Below are 15,802 nucleotides of genomic sequence, written 5' to 3' on the forward strand. Positions count from 1 at the left end.
AGATGAACCCATCATCCTGGCATACCGGCAATGGAGAATCCCGCTCCGAGGTGCTATGGGAAGACAGTGAGCGCGTGGTATCCCGGCGCTGGCGCAAGGCCAGTGATGGACATCGGCTCACCGTCCTCGAAGTGGTCCCGGTCGCGGAGCACGCATCGCTCGCCACGCTCAACCGTCTCACCCACGAATACGAACTGAAGGACGCACTCAGCGAATCCTGGTCGGCACAGCCATTTGAACTCGTCCGCGAGCGCGGCGGCTTCATGCTCGTGCTGAACGATCCCGGCGGCGAGCCGCTCGACTGGCTGATCGGCCAGACCCTGCCCATCGACACCTTCATCCGCGTGGCCGCCGCCATCGCGTCCGCGCTGGCGCATCTGCACGAGTGCGGCCTGATTCATAAGGACATCAAACCGACCCACATACTGGTGGATTGCGAAAGGCCCCAGGCGTGGCTCAGCGGGTTCGGCATTACTTCGCGGCGCGCCCGTGAGCAGCAATCGCCCGAACCGCCCGAGTCGATCGCAGGAACGTTGGCCTACATGGCGCCCGAGCAGACCGGCCGCATGAACCGGTCAATTGATTCCCGCAGCGATCTCTATTCGCTGGGCGTCACGCTGTATCAACTGCTCACGGGTCATCTGCCCTTTTCCGCTGCGGATCCGATGGAGTGGGTGCATTGCCATATCGCCAGAATGCCGGTGCCGCCACACCAGATCTCCGGGCATGTGCCGCCGTCCGTCTCCGCGATCGTGATGAAGCTACTGGCCAAGACGGCAGAGGACAGATATCAGACGGCGCTCGGCGTCGAAAGCGATCTACGCCGTTGTCTGACGGAGTGGGAAACCCGGCGGCGTTTCAAAGACTTTCTGCTGGGCGAAGCCGATACGCCGGACCGCTTGCTGATACCGGAAAAGCTCTACGGCCGGACCGCCGAGACCGCGACCCTGCTCGCCTCGTTCAACCGCGTGATCACGAACGGTACGCCTGAACTGGTACTGGTGTCCGGTTATTCGGGGGTAGGCAAATCGTCCGTGGTGAGCGAGTTGCACAAGGCGCTGGTGCCACTCAACGGTTTGTTCGCCTCGGGCAAATTCGATCAGTACAAGCGCGACATTCCTTACACGACGCTCGCGCAGGCATTGCAAAGCCTCGTGCATCCGCTGCTCAGCAAGAGTGAAGACGAATTCAGTGATTGGCGCGCGGCCATCCAGGAAGCGGTCGGCCCCAATGCGCGGCTCATTTTCGATCTGGTGCCGGAGTTGAAGCTGATTCTCGGCGAGCAGCCGCCGGTTCCTGTGCTTCCCGCGCAAGATGCACAGCGTCGCTTTCAACGGGTGTTCCGTCGCTTCATCGGCGTGTTCGCGCGGCCCGAGCATCCCCTCGCCCTGTTCCTCGACGACCTTCAATGGCTCGACGCGGCCACGCTCGATCTGCTCGAAAATCTTCTGACGCAGCCGGACCTCCGACACCTGTTGCTGATCGGCGCCTACCGTAACAACGAGGTGGACGCCGCTCACCCGCTCATGCGCAAGCTCGACGCAATCCGCGAGGCCGGCGCGCAAGTGCAGGAAATCGTGCTGGGGCCGCTGTCGCGCCAAGACCTCGAACAACTGACCGGCGACGCCCTTCGCTGCGAACCCGAGCGAGCGGCATCGCTCGCACAACTGTTGCACGAGAAGACCGAAGGCAACCCATTCTTCGTGATCCAGTTCCTGTCTTCGCTTGCGGACGAGGCGCTGGTCGACTTCGATCATCGCAAGGCACGCTGGACGTGGGACCTCAAGCGCATCCACGCGAAAGGCTACACGGACAACGTCGTGGATCTGATGGTGGCCAAGCTGAGCCGTTTGCCAGCAGAGACTCAGGCTGTGCTTCAGCAGCTGGCATGTCTTGGCAGCAGCGCCAGCGTTGCTGTGCTTGCTCTCGTGTGTCAACTGACCGAGGACCACACTCACGCGCATCTTCGTGAAGCGGTGCGCTCGGGGCTCGTGCTGCAGTCCGACAGCGCCTATCGGTTCCTGCACGATCGCGTGCAGGAAGGCGCGTATTCGTTTATCCCGGCGGCCTTGCGAGCGGCGACGCATCTGCGGATCGGCAGGTTGCTCGCAGCGCATACACCGGCGGCGAGCGTGGAAGAAGCGATCTTCGAGATCGTGAGCCAGCTCAATCGCGGCGCCGCGCTCGTCACGTCCAATGAAGAGCGTGAACGGATTGCGGCACTCAACCTGATTGCGGGCCAGCGCGCCCAACATTCCACCGCGTACGACGCGGCGCTCACTTATCTGAGTGCCGGCCGCGCCATCCTGCCGGAGGATTGCTGGCAACGCTGCAGCGCGTTGACCTTCGCGCTCGAACTGCACCGCGCCGAATGCGAGTTTCTGACGGGCGCGTTGGCGCAAGCCGAGGAGAGGCTGTCGATCCTCTCGACACACGCGAGACGGCTGGTCGATTTGGCCGCGGTCGCACAGTTGCGCGAAGAGCTGTACACGACGCTCGGCCGCAGCGACCGCGCCATCGAAGTCTGCCTCGACTATCTACAGCGTGTGGGTGTGCACTGGTCGGCCAACCCCACGACCGAGGAAGTCAACCAGGAATACGCGCAGCTCTGGCAACAACTTTCGCACCGCGCGATCCAGGACCTCATCGACCTGCCGCTGATGACCGACCCCGAGTGGCGTGCAACGATGGACGTCCTCACCGCGGTCGTCTCTCCCGCCCTGTTCACCAACGCCAATCTGCTGTGCCTCGTGGTCTGCCGGATGGCCAATCTCAGTCTGCAATACGGCAACTGCGACGGCTCGTGTTTTGCCTACGCGTGGCTCGGGATGATTCTGGGCGCGTACTTTCGCGATTATCAGAACGCCTTTCGCTTCGGCAAACTCGGACTCGACCTGGTGGAACAACGCGGACTGCGGCGCTTCGAGGCGCGCGTCTATCTGATCTTCGGACACCGCGTCTTGCCGTGGACGCAGCCCATTCACACGGGACGCCCCCTGGTGCTGCGCGCCTTCGCGGCCGCCAATCAGTTAGGCGATCTGACTTTTGCCGCCTACAGCCGCGATAACCTGATCACCAACCTGCTCGCAAGCGGCGAACCGCTTGCCGACGTGCAGCGTGAAGCCGAAGCCGGTCTGGAGTTCGCCCGCCAGGCGCATTTTGGGCTCGTCACTGATCGCCTGACATCGCAGATCAGGCTCATCAAAACCCTGCGCGGGCTCACCCCTGATTTCGCCTCGTTCAACGACGCCGAATTCGACGAAGCACGTTTCGAGCGCCATCTGCAAAGCGAGCCGCAACTGGCAATGGCGAGCTGCTGGTACTGGATCCGCAAGCTGCAGGCGCGCTTTCTCGCCGGGGACCCGGCGTGCGCGATTGCAGCCGCCGCCTGCGCCGAGCGTTTGCTGTGGACCGCGCCTTCGTTCTTCGAAATGGCCGAATACCATTTCTACGCCGCATTGGCACACGCCGCGATGTACGACGCCGCATCGCCCGAAGCGCGTGGCCGGCATCTCGACGCGCTGGTGGTACATCATCTGCAACTGCGCGAATGGGCCGACGCGTGTCCGGAAAACTTCGCCAATCGGGCGACGCTGGTAGAAGGCGAAATGGCGCGCGTGGAAGGCCGCCAGTTCGATGCGATGCAACGCTATGAACAGGCCATTTGCTCGGCGCGCGCCAATGGCTTCGTCCACAACGAAGCGCTCGCCAACGAAGTCGCCGCGCGCTTTTACGCGGCGCATGGGCTGGAGAAGATTGCCCGCAACTATCTGCAGGACGCACATCACGGTTACCTGCGCTGGGGCGCCGACGCCAAGGCGAGGCAACTCGAGCAGACGTTTCCGCGCCTCAAGGACGAGTTGCGCGTCTCGGCACCTACAGTCACGATCGGTTCGTCGGTAGAGAACCTCGAACTGGCAACCTTGATCAAGGTCTCGCAAGCCGTGTCGAGCGAAATCGTGCTCGACAATCTGCTCGATGCGCTCATGCGCACCGCCGTCGAGCAGGCGGGCGCCGAGCGCGGGGTGCTGATCGTACCCGGCGACGGCGAATTGCTGCTCGCCGCGCAAGCCACCGTCAGCGGCGCGGCGGTCCACGTGCAGGTGTGCGAGCGGCCGCTGATCAGCGACCGCTTGCCCGAATCGGTGCTGCACTACGTGATGCGTACTCACGAGAGCGTCATGCTGGACGACGCCGCGCAATCGTCCTTCGCCGCTGATCCGTATATCCAGCAGCACCAGTCGCGCTCGCTGCTCCTTCTCCCGCTGCTTGCGCAGGCCAAGCTGATCGGCGCGCTGTACCTCGAAAACAGTCTGGCAACTGGCGTGTTCGGGCCGGCGCGCGTCGCCGTGCTGAAGCTGCTTGCCTCACAGGCCGCGATCGCGCTGGAAAACGCGCGCCTCTATCGCGACCTGGCCGAACGCGAGGCCAAGATCCGGCGCCTCGTGGATGCGAACATCGTCGGCATTTGCATCTACGATCTCGAAGGCCGGATTCTTGAAGCCAATGACGCGTTTCTACAGATCGTGCGCTACGACCGCGACGATCTTGCCGCGGGCCGTATCCACTGGACCCATCTCACGCCGGGTGAGAGAACGGAGCATGACCGGCACCAATGGCTGCCGGAACTGCTCGCGATGGGTACCTTGCAGCCTTTCGAGAAAGAATGCATGCGCAAGGATGGCAGCCGCGTGCCGGTTTTGATCGGGGCGGCCAGCTTCGAAGAAAAGACGCATCAGGGCGTCGCGTTCCTGTTCGATCTGAGCGACCACAAGCATGCCGAAGCGGCGGCGCGCGAGAGCGAGCAGCGGTATCGCGAAGTGAAGATGGAACTCGCGCATGCGAACCGGGCGTCGACGATGGGACAACTGGCGGCCTCGATTGCACATGAAGTCAAGCAGCCCATCACGGCAGTGGCGTGGAATGCTTCGGGCGCGTTGCGCTGGCTCGGTGCACAGCGGCCTAATGTGCCGGAGGCGCTGCAGGCACTCGAGCGCATCCGCAGCGACGCGAAGCGCGCCAGCGAGATCGTCGACCGGATCCGCGACTTCATCAAAAAAGCGCCGCCGCACAACGACAGCGTCGACATCGCGCAGGCGGTGGGTGAAGTCATCGAACTCACGCGCGGCGAGGCCGTCAAGCACGGCATCAGCGTGCAGGCGATCTTCGCGAAGGATCTGCCGCTGATTCGCGGCGATCGCGTACAGCTACAGCAGGTGGTGCTCAACCTGATCATGAACGCGATCGAAGCAATGAGCACGACGAGTGAAGGGCCACGCGAACTGCGCATCGAGACCGGTGCGGACCCGTTGCAGGGCATCGTGATCGCGGTCGCGGATTCGGGTCCCGGTTTGCCCGCGGACGGCACTGATCGCCTCTTCGATCCGTTCTATTCGACTAAAGCCAGCGGTCTGGGCATGGGGCTGTCGATATGCCGATCTATCGTCGAGGCACACGGAGGCATTTTGTCTGCCAAAGCCAACGCACCTCGCGGCGCTGTTTTCTATTTCAACGTGGCAGATCGCGCAGGGGCCGCGACGTGAATCTTGCCGTGTTGTCATGAAAATGCCGCATGCATTTGTGTCGCGCATCGTTCGATGCCAAAACGCCAAACCTCGTATCAGATCAACCACATGCATGCATCGGGTACTTGCGTGCGACCGTTTGCCGCTATATATTTGAGGCTCGGGCATCAGTCCCGTTAAGTAGTTCTCCACTCTTCACTTCACTCGACACTTTAGGGAGGCATCACATGCGGTACATGCACATTGCCACTCTAAACGTGGCCGCGCGACCTTAACGGGTTGCTTCAACAGGTCTGCCAATCCGGCAAGCCTGTGCAATTCCCAGACGCTGTATAGCTTGTTATCCAGTTCATTCTGGCTTGCTTCGGCTGTCTATTCCTCTTGCTCCTGACTGGAATCCCGGGGTCTTTGCGCCCCAGGGCCGTGACCAATGACTACAAGAAAACTCGACTTTCGCGGACAAGCCTTCAAGGACGTCCTAAGCTTCACCGTTCGCCACTGGCGCGAACAACCCTGGCGCATCTTCGCCGTGACCAGCCTTGTGCTGCTGTCCGCGTTGGCGGATGTGCTTACACCGATGTTCGCGGGACATCTCGTCGACGCCATCGCGTCGGGTTCGGCCGGCAACCCGGCCGCCTGGCACGCAGCCATGACGGCGTTCGGCACGCTCGCCGGCCTCGGTCTCGGGGCCACGCTGCTGCGGCAAGGCGTGTTCATGAACATCATCGCGCTCACGCTGCGCATGATGAGCCAGATCGCCGCGAACGCGTTTCATCGTGTGCAGCGTTTCTCGACGGACTGGCATGCAAATAACTTTGCCGGCTCGACCGTGCGCAAGATCACGCGCGGCATGTGGGCGCTCGACATCCTCAACGACACGCTGTTGATCGCGCTGTTTCCGTCGCTGGTGATGCTGGTCGGTTCCACCGTGCTGCTCGGCGCGCGCTGGCCGTTGATGGGTCTCGTGGTAGGGCTCGGCTCGGTGCTGTATATCGCGGTGACAGCAATGCTGTCGCTTGGCTTCGTCGCGCCTGCCGCGCGTCTCGCCAATGCGTGGGACACGCGCATGGGCGGCGCGCTGGCCGACGCGGTGAGCTGCAATGCGGTCGTCAAGGCATTCGGCGCCGAGTTGCGTGAAGAAGCCCTGCTCGCGCGCATCATCGGCAAGTGGCGGCATCGCACTCGCCGCACATGGGTGCGCGGTACGCTCAATGGCGGTGTGCAGGGCGGCATGCTGGTGTTGATCCAGGCGTCGATTCTCGGCGCGGCGTTGTTGATGTGGGCACGCGGCCGGGCGAGCGTAGGCGACATCACCTTCGCCCTGACGATGTTCTTCATGTTGCAGGGCTATCTGCGCGAAGTGGGCATGCATATCCGCAACCTGCAACGCTCGGTCAACGACATGGAAGAACTGGTGTCGCTCGAGAAGCAGCCGCTTGGTATCGACGATGCACCGGGCGCCCGGCCAATCACGATCGGTAAGGGCGAGATCCGCTTCGAGCACGTCACGTTTCACTACGGCGCGCTCGCGACGGCGCTTTACGACGACTTTTCGGTGCGCATTGCGCCGGGTGAGCGGGTCGGTCTGGTGGGGCACTCGGGTTCGGGCAAGACGACCTTCATCAAGCTGATCCAGCGGCTCTATGACGTAACGGGTGGCCGCATCACGATTGATGGGCAGGACATCGCGCATGTCACGCAGGCGTCGTTGCGCAGTCAGATCGCGATCGTTCAGCAGGAGCCCGTGCTGTTCCACCGCTCACTCGCGGAGAACATCGCCTACGCGCGTCCCGGTGCGAGCCGCGCGGAAATCGAGCGGGCCGCAAAGCTCGCCAGCGCGCACGACTTCATCGTGACGCTGCCGAACGGCTACGACACGCTGGTGGGCGAGCGCGGTGTGAAGCTGTCGGGTGGCGAGCGGCAGCGCGTGGCCATTGCGCGGGCATTTCTTGCGGACGCGCCGGTGCTGATTCTGGACGAGGCCACGTCGAGCCTCGACAGCGAAAGCGAAGTGCTGATCCAGCAAGCGATGGAGCGGTTGATGGTCGGACGCACGACGCTCGTCGTCGCGCACCGGCTCTCGACGGTGCGTGCGCTGGACAGGCTGCTGGTGCTCGACAAGGGCAGGATCGTCGAGGAAGGCAGTCACGACGCGCTGATCCAGCTCGACAACGGTTTGTACCGGCGGCTGTTCGAACGCCAGGCGCTGGAGTTGATCAAGGGGCTGGGCGAGCAGGACATGGCGCGCCCGGCGTCGCCGGTGAAAGCCGGGCGAACCGATAACGAGGAAATGCTGATCGACGAGTAATCGTCTGGCTGCGGTGGATCGCATCGAGCGTTTGATTCGGTGCGATCCGTGCGGTGCTGTACTTTTTGAGCCAGCGTATCTTCACCGATACGCTGGCTTTTTTCTTGTGCAGTCTAAGTGCTCGCAAAAAAGTCTCGATACATCGCTTGACAATCTACCTACTAGTAGATAAAGTTCGACTCATGGACACGACATCAACAGTCAGGGAACAGATCCTCGACCACGCCATCACGCTCATCATGCTGCGCGGTTACAACGGTTTTAGTTACCGTGATCTGTCCAATTTGGTTGGTGTCAAAACCTCGAGCATCCACTACTACTTTCCGTCGAAAGACGATCTGGTACTGGAGGCGGTCAACGCTTACAGCAGTGAAGTATTCAGCGCCCTTCAGGGTGTCGACGCTTCGCTGCCGGCGGACGCCAAGCTCAGCAAGTATGCAAAGCTGTTTGGCAGAACCCTCGGTGACGGCAATCAGATCTGCCTGTGTGGCATGCTCGCTGCTGATATCGAATCGCTGCCCGAGAACATCCGGCAAGCCGTGCAGGCGTTTTTCAAGGGCAACGAGAGTTGGCTCGCCAAAGTCCTGGCGCAAGGCGCGCAAGAACACACGCTGGCCGTGAACGGCAAACCGGAAAACGCGGCGCGCGCTTTATTCGCGGCGTTTCAGGGTAGCGTGCTGGCAAGCCGCCTGTTTCATACCAAGGCGCGGCTGGAAGATGTCGAAGCGACGGTGCGGATTGCGCGGTAAGTTCAGCGTTGCAGCGCTCAGGTATGAGGCGGCGTGTAGTCTCATTCATGACCTGGAGTTGGCGTATATAGGTCTGGGTAGTTGGCACAACTCACCCGGCCTGTTTTTTGGCCCGTTTATCTACCGTTGAGTAGATAGATAAACGGGAGATGCGAAGTAGGCAGAAAAGGCATGGATTGTTGGCTTTGATTTACCGGCAAATCCACCTATTAGTTATAGACAGCACGAAAGTACGACCCTCACTCATCTGAAAAGGAGCTTCATCATGTCAGTCGAAAAAGTTCTGTACCGCGCTCAAGCTCAAGCCACCGGTGGCCGCGACGGCCGCGCCGTAGTGCCCGCCAGCCACCTCGATTTCAAGCTGACCACGCCGAAGGAACTGGGCGGCGGCGGCGGCGAAGGTGCCAACCCGGAGCAACTGTTCGCGGCAGGCTATAGCGCCTGTTTCATCGGCGCGATGAAGTTCGTCGGTGCGCGTGACAAGATTGCCGTCCCGGCAGACGTTTCGGTTGAAGGCAATGTCGGCATCGGCCCGATTCCCAACGGCTTCGGCATCGAAGTGGAATTGAAGATCTCGCTGCCCGGCATGGCACGCGAAGAAGCGCAAGCGCTGGTCGAGAAAGCTCACGTGGTGTGCCCGTACTCGAACGCAACGCGCGGCAACATCGACGTCACGCTGACGATCGTTTAAGCCGCAGGCACTACGGGCGCTGCGAACGTCGAAGGCAATGAAGGCGCTGACGGACAGGCCGTAGGATCAGGCCTGCCGCAGCGACGAATCGAGCGCTTTCGCGGCGACCCGGTCACCTTCGGTGGCAAGGGCCGCGCGAAATACAGTCTGGTGATTGTGGCCAGCGGCGGCCGGCGAGTCCCACAGCAATTCGACCTTCGGCCGCCGGTGCAGCAGGCCGACACGGTCGATGGTCGCCGGACCCGAAGAAGCGCTCATCGCTGAACCGGAGAGCGCCTGCATATCGCCCGCTACCGCGGGCGTTGGCGTTGGCACACGCGGCACCGCCGAAGCGCCCGCCTCGCCGTCCGGCCAGCGCACCGACAGTTCGCGCGCATCGTACTGCCCGACCTTGCGGCTTTCCACCCAGACGATAGCCGTACGCGTCACGCTATCGAGCGAAATCGCGTAGCGGCCAATCGCAAAGCGCCGCGCCGCGATATTCGTGCGCCACAACGCGCGCGGCCGGCAGATCCACAGCACGGCTGCGTACAAAGCGGGGGCGGCGACCAGCCAGCCGTTGGTTTCAGCAACCGTGTGAACCGCGCGGCGCAGGCCGGCAGTCCAGACAAACGCGCCTACCGACCAGACCGCAAACAGGAACCCCAGGAACGCGAACAGGCGCAGCGCCTGCCGCAGCCATTGCGGCAGCGGGTGAAACGGACGCTCGGCCTGTGCACGCGCGCCCGGCAGAAAGATCAGCAGGAACAGAAAGACCAGATTGATGCAGGCCCACGGTGACGAGGCCATTGCCGTCAGCGTGTCGAGCCCGATCGAGGTCATCGAAAAGATCCACCGCGCCAGGATCACGAGACCGATGGCGCGCAACGCGAAGATCATTCCGGCGCCGGGCGCCGCGTTCGCACGCGTCTCTTTGGTTCTCGCCAAGGCATCCTCCTGTCAGCGACGGCGCCGCCAAATTCGCGGCACGGCCATTATAGGGATATTGCCGTGACGACTCACGGCTGCCGCCCGGAAATGGTCTGTTTCACCCCATTCAAACCACGAATGCGCGGCGCGCATACAACAACGCCCCGCATGCTCGACACATGCGGGGCGTTGCAGAGATGGGTTGACTGCTTTTTCAGCAATCTGCCGGACGGCACGCAGAGGTAACGCAGGCGTCACACCGGGATGCCCCTGCGCGCGCCCTGGCTGCTCCTGGCCTTTAGCTCGCGTTGACTTCGCGCAGCACCGTGCGATGCTTCTGACGCAGCAGTTCTTCGTAGACGGTGACGTAGTTACGCGCCATCACCTTCGACGAGAAGCGGTCTTCGAACGCCTTGCGCACACCGGCGCGCGACAGCGACGACAGACGCTTGAGCGCCGCGACGGCGCTGATTTCGTCTTCGACGACGAAACCCGACACGCCGTTTTCGATGACTTCCGGCACCGAGCCGCGCTTGAACGCGATTACCGGCGTGCCGCAGGCCATTGCTTCGATCATCACCAGACCGAAGGGCTCCGGCCAGTCGATCGGGAACACCAGCGCGTGCGCGTTACCGAGGAACTCGCGCTTTTCGGCTTCGCCGATTTCGCCGATGTATTCGACGTGCGGGAGCGCCATCAACGGCTTGATGACTTCTTCGTAGTAGGCGCGGTCGGCCTTGTCGATCTTGGCGGCAACCTTGAGCTTCATGCCTGCCTGGCCGGCGATCCGGATTGCGCGGTCAAGACCCTTCTCCGGCGAGACACGGCCGAGGAATGCGAGGTAGCCCGGTTCGACGTTCGGGATCGGCGTGAGCACGTCTTCCGGCAGACCGTGATAAACGGTGGACAGCCAGTTGGCCTGTTGCAGCGGCACGCGCTGGTTGTCCGAAATGGACACCACGGGCACGTCGCTAAACGTATTGAAGATGGGTTGCAGTTCGGGCAGATCCAGACGACCGTGCATGGTGGTCAGGAACGGCACCGGCTGACGCGCGAACAGCGAGAACGGGTAGTAGTCGATGTGGAAATGCAGCACATCGAACTCGTCCGCACGGCGGCGCACTTCTTCCAGCAGCAGCATGTGCGGGGCCATCACGTCGCGAATGGTCGGGTCGAGGCGCAGCGCCTGCGGCCAGAAAGCTTCGAGTTTCGCCGAGGTCTGCGAATCGCCGCTCGCGAAGAGCGTCACATCGTGTCCCTGTTCGACCAGTGCTTCGGTCAGGTAGGACACTACCCGTTCCGTTCCGCCGTACAGCTTGGGAGGAACCGCCTCGTGCAACGGAGCGATTTGAGCGATTCGCATAGAAAGAACTCCTCGTAAAAAATCAGGCAAAAGTACAGCAGTTGTGAAAAGCGACTTCGCTTCGCTCGCCTGGCCAGCCGGGCCGGACTAGTCTGGCTCGAGCCTGTTTCGTTCGAGAAATCCTGCGATGGATCGCTTGGTAAGGATGCCCAGACTGATCATCGTCACCAGGCTGTTCATGTGCCATAAAACGCACATGCGTCAGACTCGTTGACAAACTGTCAGATAATTTCGCGGCACTTCCGAGCAAGCATTATGAGTGCCCGCAGCGCGCATGTAGGCGAACATTTCAAAGACTTTACGTTGTTACAAAGCGGAAACACTTTGCAAACCCTTGTTTTATAAGACAGTTCTACAGTAGGAACTGGCCCGGGCGCAGGCCTTGCGACCGCTTGTCTGCAAAATTTTCGCTCGTGCTTCAAACGCGCTGTCCAGCACTTCGCCGCACGTAGAAGTACCCCTCGGCGGCGCTGAATGGCTTTTGTAATTATATCTCGAAATATGCCGCAATCTGCATGGCGCGCTGACTCATGGCGAGCGCGAGCGTAGCGACATTGCGCATACTCATCACGAAATCAGTCGGGTCCTGATGCTCCCGGAGGCGGGCGGAATGGCTTTTGCGTGTTTACAATGCGAACATGCGCCTTTTTGCGACGATGCTCCCCGTGGCCCATGCCGTTGCATGACATAACCTGAACCACACCGACCACACGATCAATTGGAACATCTCACCATCGCTCAGCGTAATGCCCACAACGCACGGCTTTCGAGCTATGCGCACCGGCCGCTTGCGTTCCTGTTTCGCTTTATCCGCCGCCACCCGTTCGCGCATGCGATCGTCCTGTGCAGCGTGTTTGCGGCCGTCGGCTGTGCGCTCGCTTCTCAATATGCGATCAAGCATCTGATCGACGTGCTGGGTGAAGGGCGTCACCATCCGGGCCCGCTGTGGGGCGCGTTCGCCATCCTCGTTGGCTTGATCGCCGCAGATAACCTGCTGTGGCGGGTTGGCGGCTGGGTGGCCGCGCACACCTTCGTCGCCGTCACGGGCGACCTGCGCCGCGATCTCTTTCAATATTTGAGCGGCCACTCCCCCACTTACTACGCCGAGAAGCAGCCTGGCATGCTGGCGAGCCGCATCACCGCGACCTCGAACGCCGTCTACACCGCCGAGAACACGACCGCGTGGAACGTGCTGCCGCCATGTATCGCCGTGCTTGGCGCCATCATCATGATCATCGCCGTCAATCCGTTGATGGCGGCCGGCCTGATGCTCTGCTCGGCGATTCTTTCCGTGGTGCTGTACAAGCTGGCTGGGCGCGGTTCGGCGCGCCACCACCACTTCGCCACCAAGGCCGCGTCCGTGGACGGCGAGCTGGTGGACGTGATCAGCAACATGGGACTCGTGCGCGCCTTTGGCATGACCTTCCGCGAGCAGGCGCGCTTTGGCGCCACCGTCAAAGCGGAGATGGACGCGCGCCAGCAAAGCCTGCTCTACCTCGAGAAGCTGCGCCTGCTGCACGCGGTCATCACCGCCATGTTGTCTGCCGGGTTGCTCGGCTGGGCACTGTGGCTGTGGAATAACGGCCGCGCCACCTCGGGCGACATCGTGCTGGTGAGCTCGCTCGGCTTCACCATTCTGCACGGCACGCGCGACCTCGCCGTCGCCCTCGTCGACGTCACCCAGCATATTGCACGGCTCGCCGAGGCGGTGCGCACCCTGCTCGAACCGCATGGCATGCCCGATCGCTCGGACGCTGTCGAACTGGTGCCGCAGGGCGGCCGTATCGACTTCGAAGGCGTCACCTTCGCCTATCCGCGCCGCCGTCCGATCCTCGATCACTTCGATCTGCACATCCAGCCGGGTCAACGGGTGGGGCTGATCGGCAAGTCGGGCGCCGGCAAGTCCACCGTGCTCGCGCTGCTGCAACGGTTCTACGAGACTCAGGGCGGTCAGATCAAGATCGACGGTCAGGACATTGCGACCATCACGCAAGACAGCCTGCGGCACGCCATTGCGGTTGTCCCGCAGGACATCGCCCTGTTCCACCGCACCGTCTACGAGAACATCGCCTACGGCCGGCCCGAGGCGAGCCGCGAGGAAGTGCTGGCGGCGGCGCGGGAAGCGCGCTGTACGGACTTCATCGAAGCCATGCCGGAAGGTTACGACACCATTGTGGGCGACCGCGGCGTCAAGCTCTCGGGCGGTCAGCGGCAGCGTATCGCCATTGCACGCGCCATCCTGAAGAACGCGCCCATTCTGCTGCTCGACGAGGCCACCTCGGCGCTGGATAGCGCCTCCGAGGAAGCCATCCAGAAGGCACTGGACCGTCTGATGGTGGGCCGTACCGTGGTGGCGATCGCGCACCGGCTGTCCACGCTGAACAGCTTTGACCGCATCATCGTGATGAGCGCCGGCAAAGTGGTGGACGACGGCAGCCCGGAAGTGCTGCGCGACCGTCCGGGCCTGTATCGCGATCTGCTGTCCAAGCAGTACGGCAAGGCCACCACCCTGCATGCGGGCGGCAAGAAAGTGGACGAGCAGCACGTGGTTTGATGAGCGAGCAAGGTTGCGTCTGACGAGCAACCGTGCAAATCATGCCGCTGGATTGTAAAAAAGCCGCTTCGGTTTATGCCGAAGCGGCTTTTTCATGTGCTGGGTTTTGACCACGGCCGGGTGTTGAGTTGCTCAGGCGGGCAGCCATTCTCGGCAATTCGATTCAATGGCCAGTACGGACGCGCTGCGAATATTCCGCCAGTGCGCAAGTTCCTCCGCCGCGCGGCCCTTCAACCCGCCAGTCCCTCGCCCGCGGCGACGGCTGCGTCCTCGCCCCCCGTCTCCCCGCTGGTGGTCTGCAAATCGCGCATGAAGTTGTCCCGCCACACCGAGACATTGTTCTCGCGCAACTGCACCATCATGTCGCGATAGCGCGCCTGACGCTCGGCGAGCGGCATGGAGAGCGCCGTGGCAAGCGCCTCGGCCATGCCGTCGATATCCACCGGATTCACGATCAGCGCCCCGTCCAGTTCCTGGGCGGCGCCCGCGAAGCGCGACAACACCAGCACGCCGGGATTCTCCGGATCCTGCGCCGACACATATTCCTTGGCGACGAGGTTCATGCCGTCGCGCAGCGGCGTCACGTATCCCACATGCGCCGTGCGGAACAGGGCGGCCAGCACCGGCCGCTCGTACTGCCGGTGAATGTAGAGGATCGGCGCCCAGTCGAGTTCGGCAAAACGGCCGTTGATGCGGCCGGACTCGCCCTCCAGTTGCAGGCGGATATCCTGGTAGGCGTTCAGATCGGCGCGAGTGGGCGGCGCGATCTGCAAAAACGACACCTTGTTCCGCTGCGACGGCGTATGTTCGAGCAGCCGTTCGAACGCACGGAAGCGCTCCACCAGCCCTTTCGAATAATCCAGCCGGTCGACGCTCATGATCAGCTTGCGTGCATGCAGCGTGGCCTTCATGGTCCGCACCGGCTTGCCGCGCTCGCCGGACTTGGCCAGTTCGGCAATCTCATCCGGGTAGACGCCGATCGGATACGCCGCCGCACGCAACGTCCGGCCAAAGGCCTTGATCGTGCTCGGCGCGGGCCGAGTTCCCGCAGTCAACGCCTGCGGTGACGCTTCCACTGTGCCGTTGGCCTCGTTGACGATGTAGTCGCAAAACGCGCGCAGATCGGGCGCGGTCTGGAAACCGAGCAAATCGAACGAACAGAGTGCCTCGACCAGTTCGCGATGCGGCGGCACCGCCAGCAGCACCTGCGAGGCGGGAAACGGGATGTGCAGGAAAAAGCCGATGCGGTTTTTCACGCCCGCCGCGCGCAGCGCCTGGGCGAACGGAATCAGATGATAGTCGTGCACCCAGATCACGTCGTCGGCACGCAGCAGCGGCACGAGTTGCTGCGCAAGCCACGCATTCACGCGACAGTAGCCTTCGAAATCGTGCCGGTCGTACTGCAGCAGATCCGCCCGGTAGTGGAAGGCCGGCCACAGCGTGGCGTTCGAAAAGCCGCGGTAGTACTGGTCGTAGTCGCGCCGCATCAGGCCGATGGTGGCGAAGGTCACGGGCCCCCGCTCTTCCACGCTGATCTGCGGCGGTCCGGAAGTGAGCACTTCGCCGCTCCAGCCGAACCACATGCCGCCGGTTTCCTTCAGCGCATCGTAGACACCCACCGCGAGGCCACCGGCCGCCGGGCCGCCTTCCGAGATCGGTGCGACCCGGTTCGATACGATAATCAGTCGGCTCATGAAGCGCGC

The 15,802-nt window shown here is 62.5% G+C and carries 8 protein-coding genes; 5 read left to right on the plus strand and 3 right to left on the minus strand.

The genetic code is table 11. From position 1 onward, the window contains the following. Positions 1-2 precede the first annotated feature (2 nt). The 4 genes from D0B32_RS16725 to D0B32_RS16740 all read left to right on the plus strand — a co-directional run bounded on the left by D0B32_RS16725 (position 3) and on the right by D0B32_RS16740 (position 9,273). A complete protein-coding gene (locus tag D0B32_RS16725) occupies positions 3-5,543 on the plus strand; it encodes an AAA family ATPase (RefSeq protein WP_117335098.1) in 5,541 nt (1,846 codons plus the stop codon). A gap of 412 nt (positions 5,544-5,955) precedes the next feature. After that, the gene (locus tag D0B32_RS16730; protein WP_117335099.1) at positions 5,956-7,833 is read left to right on the plus strand and encodes an ABC transporter ATP-binding protein; all 1,878 of its coding nucleotides are present in this window, start codon (positions 5,956-5,958) and stop codon (positions 7,831-7,833) included. A 182-nt stretch (positions 7,834-8,015) separates the two neighbouring features. Next, positions 8,016-8,582: a TetR/AcrR family transcriptional regulator gene (locus tag D0B32_RS16735; RefSeq protein ID WP_117335100.1), complete on the plus strand. Its 567-nt coding sequence runs from the start codon at positions 8,016-8,018 to the stop codon at positions 8,580-8,582. A 265-nt stretch (positions 8,583-8,847) separates the two neighbouring features. Beyond that, positions 8,848-9,273 (plus strand): organic hydroperoxide resistance protein, encoded by a 426-nt coding sequence (locus D0B32_RS16740; protein WP_117335101.1) that lies wholly within the window; start codon positions 8,848-8,850, stop codon positions 9,271-9,273. Between the two features lie 66 nt (positions 9,274-9,339). Here the strand turns inward: D0B32_RS16740 and D0B32_RS16745 are convergent, their stop codons facing one another. Both D0B32_RS16745 and D0B32_RS16750 read right to left on the minus strand, forming a co-directional pair. Then, positions 9,340-10,200: a hypothetical protein gene (locus D0B32_RS16745; protein WP_117335102.1), complete on the minus strand. Its 861-nt coding sequence runs from the start codon at positions 10,198-10,200 to the stop codon at positions 9,340-9,342. A 280-nt stretch (positions 10,201-10,480) separates the two neighbouring features. Further along, on the minus strand, positions 10,481-11,545 hold the full coding sequence (locus D0B32_RS16750) for a glycosyltransferase family 4 protein (RefSeq protein WP_117335103.1): 1,065 nt from the start codon (positions 11,543-11,545) through the stop codon (positions 10,481-10,483). A gap of 718 nt (positions 11,546-12,263) precedes the next feature. Here D0B32_RS16750 and D0B32_RS16755 point away from each other — a divergent pair. After that, the gene (locus D0B32_RS16755) at positions 12,264-14,099 is read left to right on the plus strand and encodes an ABC transporter ATP-binding protein (RefSeq protein WP_117335104.1); all 1,836 of its coding nucleotides are present in this window, start codon (positions 12,264-12,266) and stop codon (positions 14,097-14,099) included. Positions 14,100-14,329: 230 nt separating this feature from the next. Here D0B32_RS16755 and otsA read toward each other — a convergent pair whose 3' ends face one another. After that, positions 14,330-15,793, minus strand: coding sequence for an alpha,alpha-trehalose-phosphate synthase (UDP-forming) (gene otsA / locus D0B32_RS16760; RefSeq protein WP_117335105.1), 1,464 nt, complete (start codon positions 15,791-15,793; stop codon positions 14,330-14,332). Positions 15,794-15,802 lie beyond the last annotated feature (9 nt).

The organism is Paraburkholderia sp. DHOC27 (assembly GCF_003429005.1).
Taxonomy (GTDB): Bacteria; Pseudomonadota; Gammaproteobacteria; order Burkholderiales; family Burkholderiaceae; genus Paraburkholderia.

Coding starts and splice junctions, on each gene's coding strand:
- otsA (WP_117335105.1), bottom strand. CDS start 15,793: ATGAGCCGACTGATTATCGTATCGAACCGGGTCGCACCGATCTCGGAA.
- D0B32_RS16740 (WP_117335101.1), top strand. CDS start 8,848: ATGTCAGTCGAAAAAGTTCTGTACCGCGCTCAAGCTCAAGCCACCGGT.
- D0B32_RS16725 (WP_117335098.1), top strand. CDS start 3: ATGAACCCATCATCCTGGCATACCGGCAATGGAGAATCCCGCTCCGAG.
- D0B32_RS16735 (WP_117335100.1), top strand. CDS start 8,016: ATGGACACGACATCAACAGTCAGGGAACAGATCCTCGACCACGCCATC.
- D0B32_RS16750 (WP_117335103.1), bottom strand. CDS start 11,545: ATGCGAATCGCTCAAATCGCTCCGTTGCACGAGGCGGTTCCTCCCAAG.
- D0B32_RS16730 (WP_117335099.1), top strand. CDS start 5,956: ATGACTACAAGAAAACTCGACTTTCGCGGACAAGCCTTCAAGGACGTC.